The 12,884-nt window shown below is 58.1% G+C and carries 11 protein-coding genes; 1 reads left to right on the plus strand and 10 read right to left on the minus strand.

What is annotated here, in order from left to right; translation table 11 throughout:
* Window positions 1-68: 68 nt before the first annotated feature.
* The 3 genes from ACO08A_RS02230 to ACO08A_RS02240 are packed head-to-tail and all read right to left on the minus strand — an operon-like array spanning window position 69 to window position 3,270.
* The gene (locus ACO08A_RS02230; protein ID WP_422039630.1) at window positions 69-950 is read right to left on the minus strand and encodes a hypothetical protein; all 882 of its coding nucleotides are present in this window, start codon (window positions 948-950) and stop codon (window positions 69-71) included.
* Entirely contained in the window at window positions 947-2,149 is a 1,203-nt protein-coding gene (locus ACO08A_RS02235; protein ID WP_422039631.1) for a hypothetical protein, read from the minus strand. The genes ACO08A_RS02230 and ACO08A_RS02235 overlap by 4 nt, the downstream gene beginning before the upstream one ends.
* A complete protein-coding gene (locus tag ACO08A_RS02240) occupies window positions 2,146-3,270 on the minus strand; it encodes a hypothetical protein (protein ID WP_422039632.1) in 1,125 nt (374 codons plus the stop codon). Before ACO08A_RS02240 ends, ACO08A_RS02235 begins: the two co-directional genes overlap by 4 nt.
* A gap of 1,670 nt (window positions 3,271-4,940) precedes the next feature.
* Between ACO08A_RS02240 and ACO08A_RS02245 the strand changes: the two genes are divergently transcribed.
* Window positions 4,941-5,603: a hypothetical protein gene (locus ACO08A_RS02245; RefSeq protein WP_422039633.1), complete on the plus strand. Its 663-nt coding sequence runs from the start codon at window positions 4,941-4,943 to the stop codon at window positions 5,601-5,603.
* A gap of 106 nt (window positions 5,604-5,709) precedes the next feature.
* Here ACO08A_RS02245 and ACO08A_RS02250 read toward each other — a convergent pair whose 3' ends face one another.
* The 7 genes from ACO08A_RS02250 to ACO08A_RS02280 are packed head-to-tail and all read right to left on the minus strand — an operon-like array spanning window position 5,710 to window position 12,883.
* Window positions 5,710-6,432 (minus strand): SDR family NAD(P)-dependent oxidoreductase, encoded by a 723-nt coding sequence (locus ACO08A_RS02250; RefSeq protein WP_422039634.1) that lies wholly within the window; start codon window positions 6,430-6,432, stop codon window positions 5,710-5,712.
* 10 nt (window positions 6,433-6,442) lie between these two features.
* Window positions 6,443-8,053 carry an isochorismatase family protein gene (locus ACO08A_RS02255; protein ID WP_422039635.1) on the minus strand — a complete coding sequence of 537 codons (1,611 nt, stop codon included), beginning with the start codon at window positions 8,051-8,053 and terminating at the stop codon, window positions 6,443-6,445.
* A gap of 57 nt (window positions 8,054-8,110) precedes the next feature.
* Window positions 8,111-8,959 (minus strand): N-acyl homoserine lactonase family protein, encoded by an 849-nt coding sequence (locus tag ACO08A_RS02260; protein WP_306140659.1) that lies wholly within the window; start codon window positions 8,957-8,959, stop codon window positions 8,111-8,113.
* Between the two features lie 44 nt (window positions 8,960-9,003).
* Window positions 9,004-9,879: an amidohydrolase family protein gene (locus ACO08A_RS02265; protein WP_422039636.1), complete on the minus strand. Its 876-nt coding sequence runs from the start codon at window positions 9,877-9,879 to the stop codon at window positions 9,004-9,006.
* On the minus strand, window positions 9,876-10,979 hold the full coding sequence (locus tag ACO08A_RS02270; RefSeq protein ID WP_422039637.1) for a vWA domain-containing protein: 1,104 nt from the start codon (window positions 10,977-10,979) through the stop codon (window positions 9,876-9,878). Before ACO08A_RS02270 ends, ACO08A_RS02265 begins: the two co-directional genes overlap by 4 nt.
* Window positions 10,976-11,857 (minus strand): AAA family ATPase, encoded by an 882-nt coding sequence (locus ACO08A_RS02275; protein WP_422039638.1) that lies wholly within the window; start codon window positions 11,855-11,857, stop codon window positions 10,976-10,978. Before ACO08A_RS02275 ends, ACO08A_RS02270 begins: the two co-directional genes overlap by 4 nt.
* Window positions 11,858-11,860: 3 nt before the next feature.
* The gene (locus ACO08A_RS02280; RefSeq protein WP_422039639.1) at window positions 11,861-12,883 is read right to left on the minus strand and encodes a xanthine dehydrogenase family protein molybdopterin-binding subunit; all 1,023 of its coding nucleotides are present in this window, start codon (window positions 12,881-12,883) and stop codon (window positions 11,861-11,863) included.
* Window position 12,884 lies beyond the last annotated feature (1 nt).

Raw genomic sequence — 12,884 nt, forward strand, 5'->3', positions numbered from 1 at the left:
ATCTTTGCTGCTCTGTTACGCGGTCGCCTGTCATTGGAGCCCTTAAGAGCAACTGTCGTGCAAATTGCTCAGGGCATGAAAAAGAGGATCTTCCAATCCCCTTGAGGTTGCCGCCGCATGATAACCCAAGATAGAACACCGTTTCCTTGTCCATCTAATATGACCAGGTATTCAACCAACACGTCCCCACTGCCTTTGATGTTCAATCGTGCTTTATTTGAATGGTTTACAAAGGATGCGTTGTCGAAAAGCGTTGAGTTTGTAGTCTCGAAGGCAAGCACCTCGCCAAGCAGCTTTGTAATTCGCTCGGTCGTCATACAGAACTCAGTTCTTGGCAATGCTGCGCTCGCCTGCGGGTCCATACTTTCTTGCAAGAAAGCAACGCAATTTCTTTCATGCAAGGGCCGAAGCAACCGCGACAATGACTGAGAAGCATCGGATTCTAAGTTAGATGCCTCTTTTTCTTTCAAGAAAAAAAATCGCTGATTGGTATCTTCGAAGAAATCTACCAACGACCCATTGCGTATCGAGAGCTTGGTGTTGAACGCCTTTTTGGCGGCTACACCTGAGCAAACTCCGTAGCAGCGGTCGTACTCCGCAGTGACATCTAAGCGTCCATTTTCTTCTAAAGAACCAAGCACAGCCCACCAATCCGCACGATGCTCCATGTTTGTAAGTGTCGGAGGGTTATCACATCCAGCAATCGAACCGAGCACAACTCGATTAGTGGCAAGACCGTATTGTCCCTGCAATCGTTCGTCCGGTGTCAACCTTAGACTGTAACGGCGCACTGTGACATTCAACATCCGACAAGAAAGAGTGCTGTGCTCATCCTCGGTAATAATGGTGTGTCGCCAGTCTCCAACAAACGACTGAACGTCCGCGTTCGTTTCGTGTGTCAACAATGCAATTGTGACCAACGCAATTTGACAAATCGAGAGAAGCTTCATGGCCTAGTGAACCTCTCTTCTAAAAACTCACCGTCGGCAACTAAATCCATGTGGAGGCCGCTGCTATCAACCAGCACTGAGCCAATGACAGGGATGCGACCGCGCAATACGCTTTCTTCTACACTCAGTCGGGGAAGTTTCCCTTCCAACCGGCCTCGTAATTCCCCACGATTTTGAGGCAGATTAGCCCTGAAATTCCAACATTCTGGTCCACATGGGGTGACCTCAAGAAAGCCAAGGCCACTCGCAATCCACACACCGTCAGGGAGCGGCCCACATGAGACCGTAACTTCAAATAGCGCTTCAACAGAAACATCAAAGGTACTGGGCTCGCAAGACGCATATTGCGCGGTTACATTGTGCAAGCCGCTTAGACTCTCCGCGCAGCCATCTTTATCCAGTAAAAGCAATCCCTTAGGGCCAGAAATAGCAATACCATGTTCCAGCCCATTGCGAATACTAACACAAACGGTCGTCGGCGAGGGACGCCTTGGAACTGATACGAGCTGATAAGCACCTGGTCCGATTTCCGTATGTACGATCTCGGCGATATCTGGCAAGGACACTAACTGTTGCGCTCTAGTACCCAAGTAGATACCTACAATCCCTCGCGTTGTCGAAATTGGAGCCCCTGACTGCCCAGGAGATTCCAAGAGATCTTCAAATTTTGCGACCCTTCCTGCTTCAACGCCACTTACAATCGCATTTCCCCCTGCGTATCCAATTGTTTGTACGCTTGCCATTAGCTCTGCCCGGTCGCCTATTCGGGGTTCAGAGTCAAATACTTGCGCTCGCCAATGGTCTGCAATTAGCGGCGTCACACCATCTCCACGCGGTTGCCTTGGGACGTACACTTCAATAATTGCGAGGTCCATTTCCTTTGAACCTGTAACCCTATGAGGCAACGCTTCCCAAGTCTCATTCAAACGATAGAGCTTTACGGTGACAGGCGTAGGAGCCGGGTCAGGCCAAATAAAGGATTCCGGCAAAATGTGGAATGCGGTCGCAACGTAAAGAAGATCGAATTCCCTTCCAATAATTAGACCGTAACCTTGCTTTTCCCCTTTGATTTTAACAACGTTGTAAAGAAAATCTTCACGGACGAAATTTCGATGCTGCTCATCTATGTCTTGTGCTGCCAGGTTTGCTGATCGCAACAAAAAAAAGATGACAAGGAAAGTTGTGAGGCGATAGTTCACTGTCTCCACCATGTTTTAAGGAGTTTTAGCCCATTCCAGATCGTCCCAAATAGACCAATCGCCATTGCAAGTAGTAATGCAGGAGGCGACTTGGTGGCGTAAGTCAAGAGGTTAGGCAGCAAGTCATCGCCAATAATAGCAGGAGCAGCACTAAATATTTTAGGATCGACTACTCGCCCTTCAAGTGTAATCGCAAGTACACCATCAGTTCGGCGTACTACGAGGTTCGTCGATCGCATACCTTCAAGTACGAGCCTGTCAGTTGACATGAGTTCCCGAGCTTCGCCAACGTCGGTGAGCAAAAGTGAGCCTTCAACGACTGTCGATGCTTCGAGACGCGGTGCGTCGTCACGATACAAGCGCGTGAGCCTGACCTCATCCACACTGCCTAGGAGAAAAGGATCCGTACTCTCGGCACCACAAAACTCTGCGTAATCTCCAGGCTTGAGCTGGCGTGGGGCTACCGGCGCCCGTTTCGATTGTGCCTCGCTTGAAACTCCCATTGTAATCTCGGCGCCTGTGTCGGTCTGCGAGGTGCCAAGAATGCGAATAAGAAGGCATTCTTCGCCGGTGACAACCAACTCGAATCTTGTATCCTTCACGATAAGGACTTCTTCGACCCTTTCTACCGGCAAGAGATCTTCGGTAGTTGCGCCGCCCGAAAGTACGCTCAAACTAGACACATCAAAGGCGGTGAAGCTCGATAGCGCGGGCCGCTCTTCCAAACCGTAAGCACCTGTCGAAGCTGCCTTAATAGTCAATGCCCATACTTGGGCTTGTAATCTGAAGTTCGCCTCTGAAACGGTAAAAGACAACCCTAAACCAATCAACCCAACCACCAAAAATGTAGTCGAAAGCCAAAGGAAAATCGTGGCGTGACGATGGGGTTGCGCCAAACGGTGTTCCGCCCGTTCGACGGCTTGCAATTCCGCGTCAAGCATAGCTACGAGATTCGGGTCGTTTTTGTCTAGGAGCGCAGCGTCGAGTTTACTGCGAAGTTCAATCCTCCGTTCCGCCAGTTTTCGACGCTTTGACAGCTTTTCGCGCATCGAAGCCATTTCAAAGATCGAAATCGAATGAGCCGGTTGGAAAATCACCTGCTGCTGTCGAAGCAGTGACAACAGTAAGTCGATATCTCCCCGGAGCGACACCGCTCGGTAACTCTATCCGAATGAGAGCGTCCTCTGCAGAATTCTCTAGTTTGGCTACGACTTCAGTCTCGCAGTCGTGTTCTTTAACCGGGCAGAGTTTTGCAAACCGGATTGCTCGTAGGCGGGTGGGGCTACGCAAAACCACGGAAATGGGTCCACTCCCACCCGCAATCAAAGGCGCATACACTGTAGAAATACCCTCCTTGCGCCAAGCGTATATCCCAATGTGTTCTGGAGTAATCGCCATTGGCTTTATTGCGGCGTTTAAGTCCACCAACACTTTTCCATCACTTAAGTCTCCGTCAAGCCGATAAGAACCTGCCTGTCGAAGGTCCAATCCGCGCACGAAAAAAGCCGATCCGCTCTTGAGTGCCAATTCCAATCGATCGCTGCCAAATTTAACCGGACCGTGCGTCATTGATCGCAATTCGAGGCGCCCACCATGCTGCGCTGCTGCGGCGCCGTCACAGTATTCCGGCCCGCGTGCAGCATATGGTGGTTGAAGATTTGCAATACGCGACTGCTCGATAAGATCTTCAGCGCAAGCGCTGGAAACCTGGGCCGAAATACCAGAAGTCGAAAGAGCTATGATTTGCCACGCGAGCCCCATAGCGGCAGCTAGGAGCTTAGATTCCATTGAACCACAAAACGCCTACCCGCCCTCTAGGAGAACGTCCAAACTGCCAAATGGTACGTCCACGCTGGTGCTGAACAAGATAAATGTCAATTCCGTTCTCGGTTGTTTCGTATCTTACATCAACAATGCGACCAAGCTGCTGTAGCCAAGGCTGAATCCTCGGCAATTGTTCTCTAACAGCTATTCTCAGCGTAGCTTCCATATCTTCATAGTTGGGCTGGCCCTCTCTCAATTCAGCTATGATGGTTTGCAGCTCGTCAGCACTGGTAGTATCTTGTGCAATGGCGAATCTACTCGCCAAAATTGACAAAAGTACTATAAAAACAAAAGTATAACATCGCTTGAACATAGAATTCCCCTAAGTCTAGTTAAGCGCTGTCAAATTCAATCACGTTAAAGTTGTTAATGCAACAACTTTCTCTAGGTAACCATCGACCGAGCCGACTCATGCCTGAGCCGCTAGGGAGACTTTTGACTTGAAGCTACCCATCCTGCGAAAGCGCGGAAGTTGGGTTAGATGCGCACTTGACGAGCTGCCGAAACCAAAAATGTTAATTTGCTTTACAATCCGTTCGAAGTATGAGATCCGAGAGTTATGAGCTGGTCCCCAGTGTTGGTACACAGGGCAATCAGATCAAAGGAAAAAGTTGTTTGATATCAACGCGATGTAGCTTCCAAGTCCTGAGTTCAAATCTCTCCGGCAGCACCATCCATCCTTCCGGCAAACCCTGCTGCTTTCCCGACTGCGTCGAGTAGCTCGACGTCCGCAGGGTCGCTCACAGATGGCCTCCGCTCACCAACGAATGCACCAACCTCCCGATGACGGGCCCCTCCCCGCACGACTGCGGCAGCCGTGGACGCCGTCCGGCTTGTGGATGATGCCGGCAGGTGCTTTACCTGACCGCCTTTGCGACCCGTTACATCTCCCGAAAGATCCTCTAAGGTTGCTATAGGTCGTATTTAGACAGGTGCGGCACGAGAGGTATCGCGAAGGGGGCGAGACGTGATCGAGCGCTATTTTGAAACAGGTTTCACCTACACCTGGAACCCGCCAAAGCCTATTGAGAGAGACCCCTGGGACGGTCACGTCGTTCGTTCGGGCACCGACCATGCCCCAGCGCTCACGTATACGGGGTATCACCCAAGTCTGTATAACGGCGCGGCACGGCCTTCGGCGTTGGGTATCGTGATAGGCGCGACAATACGACATCGCTGGCTCAACTACGTCGTTGGACGAACGGCCTACGTGCGTTCCACCAATACCGATGTGCTGACGGGCTTCATGAGCGGCTGCTGGATCTGCTCCTGGATCGGAAAAAGCGGAAACAGGCGCGTCGGCCACATTGGCACGTCGTCGGTGGCGGCGGGGAACATGCCGCCAAATACCACGGTAAAACAACGCTTTATCGATGACGATGCCATGCGCCGCGGCTCTCACATCCGTGGATACAGTCCTGCGGCGGCCTGGAACGCAACTGAAGTAGCGCAGGTCCAGAGACAAACAAGTATGGTGACTGCGTCCCACATATTGAGCCTCGTCACCACCCGCGACGAATTCTATTCCATACTCATGATGCAGACGACAACAGCTGGCAAGTGGATCTGCGGCGGAAAGAAGCGGGTTCACGGCAAGGACAGGGGAAGAATACAAGCCGCGCTCTCCTGAAGCGGCAATTGCGCCTTGGAATACCGGTGAACCTCGCAAAGGAAAGGTGCCATGGCAGCAGTTCCCGCTTCGCGCGCACCCGCCTCATCCGGCTTTGCCTGACGCTTCAGTAGGTCGCCCGGCCACCCGACAGATCGAACACCGCGCCGGTGGTGAAGCTGTTTTCCGGGCTGCACAGCCAGGCGATCATGTCCGCGGCCTCGGACACTTCGAGAAAACGATTTCTCGGGATTTTCGACAGCATGTAGTCGATGTGCTCCTGGCTCATCTGATCGAAAATGCGTGTGCGCGCGGCAGCAGGCGTCACGGCGTTGATGGCAATGTCGTAACCCGCGCATTCCTTGCCCGCGCTCTTCGCGAGTGCCATGACGGCCGCCTTCGAGGCGCTGTAGGCCGAGGCGTTCGGGTTGCCCTCCTTGCCGGCGACGGAGGCGATCAGGACGACACGGCCGTAATTGTTCTTCTTCATGTCGGGAAGAACCGCCTTGAGCACATGGAACGATCCGTTGGTGTTGATCTCCATGATGCGCGCCCAGTCGGCGACGGGATAGTCTTCAACGGGCGCGTTGGGTCCGGCGATCCCGGCCGAGTTGACGACGATGGCAGCGCTGCCGACAAGCGACTTGGTGCGCTCATGGGCTTCGGAAACCGCGTTCCAGTCGGACAGGTCCACCTTGATGGCCGTCGCATCGAGTTCATCGGCGGCCGTCGCCAGAACCTCCTCGTCCATATCCCACAGAACAAGACGCGCACCGTCGGTCTTCAGTCTCTTCGCACAGGCAAAGCCGATGCCCTGCGCACCTCCGGTTACGATCGCGATCCTGCTCATTCAATGCCTCCTATCCAAGCGCGGACATGACCGAGGCAACCGACGTGACATGGGCCACATTCTGCATGGCGTAATTGATCGACGCGCGGTGCCAGTCGGCGTTCATTGTAGAGCAGGCATCTTCCGGCACAACCACCCTGAAGCCCTTGTCCGCGGCCGTGCGCGCCGTGTGTTCCACGCTCATGTTGGTCCACGAACCGGTGTTGATGATCGTGTCGATGCCCGCGTGGCGCAGGTAGCTTTCAAGCCGTGACGTCTCCCAGCCGCTCATGGACATCTTCTCGCAGACGAGGTCCCCCGGCTTCGGTTCCAGCCCCGGCACCGGCGCAACGCCCCACGTCCCCCGCACCAGGGCGTTTTCGCCCTTGAGCCCCTGAAACAGCGGCGCGTGCTGGGCCAGCAGCGGGTGACCGGGTTCGCACACCATCCAGATGTGAATGACGGGAATTCCCTGCCGCCGGGCCGCATCGGCAAGCGCAATCGCGTTGGCGACCACATTCTGCTCGCGCGCATGCTGCGGCGACCCCGTGCCCTCGAAAGCGCCCCCGTCGATCATGACGTCGTTTTGCAGATCCTGGATCAGGAGCGCGGTTTTCTTCGGGTCGAGTGCGGGGCATTCGGACAGTTGCAGCCCCTTGGAAGACGTGCTGGCAGTACCGGCAGCACCCGCGGGCTTGGCGGCCGCCGAACGGCTTGCCGGTTGCGCCGACATGAAGGGTTCCGATCGCGGCCGGACCTTCGTCTTGACGGTGTAGACGGACGTGCAGGCACACATGAAAAGGGTCTGCCAGTCCTCGCCGCCCCAATGCAGGTTGGCGACCATTTCCGGGACCTCGACCTTGCCGATCAGAAGCCCCTCAAACGAATAGACCCAGACACCGCCGGGTGCCGTCACCCAGACATTGCCGTTGGCATCGGCCTTCATGCCGTCCGGAACCCCAGCCTTGACCGCATCCTTGATACCGGAGGCAAAGATGCGCCCGTTCCTGAGCCTGCCGTCCTCGCCGACATCGAACATGCGGATGTTCGCCTGCTCGGTGTCGTTCACCCACATCCAGCGCTCGCACGGCGAAAAGCAGAGCCCGTTCGGCTGGGTGAACATGTAGCGGTCGGAAACGAGAACCGCCTCGTCGCCCGGCCTGTGGCCGGGAGGCAGCATGTAGACCCCCTGAAAGCCCTGCTGGAGTGCCCTCGGTACGCCGAAATGCTCCATGCGGCCATAGGTCGGGTCGGTGAAGAAGATCGCCCCATCGGACCTTACGACGATGTCGTTCGGGGAGTTGAGTTCCCTGCCCTCGTAATGCGAAGCCAGCAGTTCCCGCGATCCGTCCGGCCGGAACCTGGCCACCGAACTCGTGGCGTGTTCACAGACGAGGAGGTTCAGCTCCGCGTCGTAGGTCATGCCGTTGCCCTTGTTCGACGGGCGCAGATATTCGCTCACACCGTCCCGCGGCGTCCACTTGCGCCTGACATCGCCGGGCATGTCGGAAAACAGGAGATGGTGCTCCACCGGATGCCAGATGGGCCCCTCGGTGAACACGAAACCGGTGCCGATCCGTTCAACAGCGGCGTGCTGGTCCATCAGGTCCAGGAATTTCGGGTCGACGACGGTATGTCCCACAGATCCCTCCCAGTCTTTTCTTGGCGGAGAAGCACAGGCTTCCCGTGATTTCATCTGTTACATCGGGAACCATTGCCGCTCGGGGACGGTCTCCGTCATCGGGCCCGGAACGGTCATGGACAGGCGTCCGACAACCTGCTGGTTCTGGATCTTCGCCGGCCGGTCATGGACCGGCAGCAGGAAGGTGTAGTTGTTGAGGAGCTTCTTGATGGCGCCCTTTTCCTCGCGCTTGGAACCGGCATGGTTGCCGGTGACACGCGGCTCCATCCAGTTGTTCGTATAGACGTGATTGACGATCTGGTCGTTGAAATCGTAGATGACGTCGCCGCAGATGCAGGCCAGGCCTTCCGCCGTTTCCACGATCACGTTCATGGATCCTTCGGTATGCGCGCCGGCTGCCTCGCACCACACGCCCGGAATGATCTCCTCCGCGCCGGTGATTTCCAGATCGAGGAAGCGCATGGCCTCCGGTTCGTAGATCCGCTCGACAAGGTGCATGATGTCCGGCTTCGGATATTGCGGATACATGATGCCGGAGACCGAGAATTCCATCTCCCTCCGGTTCAGGACGACCGTCGTATTCATGGGGAACAAGTCGTCCTTGCCCGCGTGATCGATATGCAGATGGGTGTGCAGGATGTAGCGGATGTCGCCCAGTTTCAGACCGTGCTTGGCAAGCTGGTTCTCGATCATGTTGTCGTGGAACTGGAGGCCGCGCATGCCGAGGCTTTCCATGATCGCGTTGTCGCGATAGCCGGTATCGACCAGAACGGGATGCGTACCGCCGAGGATCAGGAAGCCGTAGACCGGGACCCGCCGGATCCGGCCGCATTCGTGGCCGAGCACGAGAAAGGAAGTCTCGAGCTCAATGTCTCCGTAGTCCAGAACGTGGATGGTAAGGGCCATTTGTGTTTCTCCCGTAGATGAAAGGCGGTCAGGATGACAGGCGGCTAGAGCCGGTAGATCCGTTCAGCCGTATCGTGAAAAATCGCTTGCTGTTTGTTCTTCGAAAGTCCCTTCGCGCCCTGCCGGAAGGCCGCAAAGAGATCGGTGTAGGTGGTCCAGAGTTTTTCGATCGGAAAATTCGAGCCGAACATGCAGCGCTCGGCGCTGAAGAGGTCCAGGCTCTGCTTGATCAAGAAGGCAATGAAGTCCGGGTCGTTCTTGTGAATGAACGTGCCGAAGGCCGAAAGCTTGGTGAAAACGTTCGGACATGCCGCGAGCCTGCGCATGCCCTTGCGCCAGGCCTTGACGCCGTCTGGTGACGTATCTTCCAACATGCCTGCATGCATCAGGATGAAGGGGACATCCGGGCAGCTCTCGGCAAGACCGGCAGCATCCTCCATCTGCGATGCAAAGACCTGCAGGTCGAAGGACCATCCGTAATCGGCAAGACAGGCGATGTTCTTGCGCACAAGCGGATCTGCCGGGAGCCCCGGATGCGGCGCGAAGCGGTAGAGCGGGTTTTCATGCCAGTGCAGCTGCTGGCGGATCCCGCGCACCAGCGGGTATTTCTTCAGCCTGTCCAGCTGCGGGCGCACGTCGTCCACCGTGAAGTCGGCGAAACCGACGATCCCGTGCGGCCAGCCGGACTGATCGGCCACGGACTGGACCCAGGCAACTTCGTCCTCGAACCAGTTCGGCGCCCAGTTGGCCTGGACGTAGACCGACTTCTCGATCCCGGTTCCTTTGAGATCGGCGAGAAATTCGTCGATCAGGTAGTCCCGCTTGATGGCGGCGTAGGGGCCGAAGATGCGCGGCTGTTCGGGGCCCAGGAGCCAGGGCAGATCTTTCTGAAGCCAGATATGATGGTGCGCGTCGATCATGCGGGCCTCGCAAGGGACAGAACGTGGGTGCACATGGCATCGATCCGGTCGCAGGGCACGAGCGCATCGAGATAGGGAAGACAGGCGGACAGGGCTTCCGTCCGCGGTTCGTAGAGCGGGTCGGCGGCGAGTGGCGACAGCCAGTCAAGCCGCCACGACACCCGCGACAAGCGTTGAACCGCCGAAATCAGCGCCTCGGGAGAGCCGCGCTCAAGACCGTCGGAGAGGACAAGCGTCGCGGCTCCGCGCGCATAGGCAGCGAAGCGCGGCACGGCCAGAAAGGCTGCCAGCGCCTCGCCGATGCGCGTGCCGCCGTCGAAATCGGCAACCGCCGCCCCGACATGGTCCAGCGCACGGTCAGCGTCCTTGATCCTGAGAGGCGCGGTGATACGCGTCAGCCGTGTGCCCAGGCTGAAAACCTCGACACTGTCCGCCGACTGCACCAGTGCATGGGCAAACCGCAGCGCACCGTCGCTCTGGTCCTTCATTGACCCTGACACATCGATCAATAGAAGAATGCGGCGCTGCTTGGTCTTGCGCCTTGTCTTCGGCAGATCGAAAACCTCGCCGTCGCGCCGGAGGGCCTGCCGCAAGGCGCGGCGCAGGTCGATCCGCGTTCCGCGGCTGTCGAGGAAGCGCCGGTAGGACTGTCTGCGCGGCAGTTCCTTGCCTGCCCGCCGCGCGAGATCCCTGAGGGCGTCGGGATCGGCGATTGGCGGAAACTGCCGCCGTCCCAGAAGTTCTGCGGAGGTTGCAAGTTCGCCCGGCTCTTCGTCGCCCTCATCCTGGTCGATCTCGATCGTTTCCGAGGACGGCTCGAACGCGTCGACACCCTCCTCGCCCTCCTCGTCCTCGATCGGAGCGGCCAGTGCCTGCCCGAGAAAATAGGCCTGGAACAGGGCATCGAATTCCGCATGGCGTTCCCGCGGGATCGCGAGAGTGGCAAGAGCGGCGCGCCGGATATCGGCGATGTCGCGCGGCCCCAGAAGGCTGATCGCTTGCAGGAAGTCGATGGTCTGATCCGGCGCGACGGCAAACCCGTGTGCCCTCAGGATCGCGGGAAACTCGACAAAGGGCCTGCTGGTCCGCGGGAGGGTCATGCGGCCTCCTGCGGCATGAAACCGTCGAGCCGCCCTTCAAGAAAGGTCAGGTCGTCGTGGTCCTTGAGCGCCACGCCGATTGCGCGGCGGAACGCCTCGGGCCAGGCCGCACCCTGATTGTGAAGCAGCGTCGCCGCTTCCGCCCATTCCACCGTCTCGGCAACGCCGGGCGGTTTGGCGAGCGGCTCCGTCCGGAGCCTGGCGACCGCACCGGCCACCGCGTTTGCTGTCGCCTCGGCGACGGAACTTGCCCGTGCCATGACGATCCGGGCCTCGAGGTGGATGTCCGGGTAGTCAATCCAGTGATAGACGCAGCGGCGGCGGAGCGCCTCGTGCAGGTCGCGGGTCCGGTTGGAGGTGAGAACCACAACAGGCGGACGCGCCGCGCGGACCGTGCCGGTCTCCGGAATGGAAATGGCAAAGTCGGACAGGAACTCCAGCAGGAAGGCCTCGAATTCCTGATCCGAACGGTCGATCTCGTCGATCAGCAGCACGCAGTCATCGGGAGAGCGCAGCGCTTCCAGCATGGGCCGCTGGAGCAGGAACTGGTCCTCATAGATGTTGACGTAGTCGTCGCCTGCCTGCCGGATCGCGAGCATCTGCCTCGTGTAGTTCCACTCGTAAAGCGCGGAGGCGGCATCGATCCCCTCGAAACATTGCAGGCGGACAACGCGCCTGCCGAGCACCGAGGAGATGGCCTTTGCCGCTTCCGTCTTGCCGACACCCGGCGCGCCTTCCAGAAGCAGCGGTTTGCCCAGCGCCAGGGCGAGATAGGCGGCCGTCGACAGATCTTCACCCGCGATATACTGCGCGGCATTGAGTGCGTCCCGGAGGCGGTCCGGGCTATCGATCCCGACGATGGACGGCTTGACGGGCATGGTTCAGCGCGCTCCCTGCGGCCGCGCGCCGCCATTGGCGAGAATGCCCCGCAGGACCTTTTCGGGCGTAATCGGGAGCGTGTCGCAGCGCACGCCGACGGCGTTGTAGACGGCGTTGGCGATTGCCGGAAGAACGGGGTTGGCGCACATCTCGCCCGGTCCCTTGCCCCCGAAAGGCGCATCTTCGGCGGGTCTTTCCAGGACCGCGATGTTGTGGTTCACGATCTCGCCTGGTCCGGGCATCAGGTAGGTGTTGAAATCCACCGGACCGTGGCTCCGGTCCGGGTAATAGGGTTCCGTCGTCTCATAAAGGGCATGCGAAACGCCCATCCAGGCACCGCCGATCAGCTGCTGCTCGACGAGACGCGGATTCAGCGCCCGCCCGACTTCATAGGCGGAATTGATCTCCGTCACCGAGACCTCGCCGGTTTCATCGTCCACCTCCAGATCGACGACCAGCGCGGCATGCGCGAAACAGGAGACGGGCGTCATCTCGCCCGTGTCCGGGTCAACGTCGGAGGGCGGGATAAGGAAGATGCCGCGCCCGGACAGGGTCCGGCCCTGCTTGAACTGCGCGGCAATGGCGGTATCGGCGACGGTGATCGTGCGGCCCGGCGCACCCTTGACCTGGATGTTGCCCTGACCGTCCGTTTCAAGGTCTGTCGCATTGACTTCCAGCTCTTCGGCGGCGGCCTCCAGCAGCGCCTTGCGCGCCTCGGTCGCGGCCCGGATCACGGCATTGCCGACCCGGTGTGTTCCGCGCGAGGCAAAGGACCCCATGCAATGGGGGCCGGTGTCGCTGTCCGCCGTGTCGACATAGACATCCGACACCGGGACACCGAGCGTTTCCGCCGCGATCTGGCGTGTGACCGATTTCATGCCCTGCCCCAGGTCGATCGAGGACAGCGACACCATGAACTTGCCGTCCGGCGTGGAATGGACGAGGGCCTGGCTCGGATCGCCGCCGAGATTCATGCCGATCGGGTAGTTGATGCAGGCAAAGCCGCGCCCCTTGTGAATGGCCATG

It is taken from the genome of Roseibium sp., assembly GCF_965232425.1.
Classification (GTDB): Bacteria; Pseudomonadota; Alphaproteobacteria; order Rhizobiales; family Stappiaceae; genus Roseibium.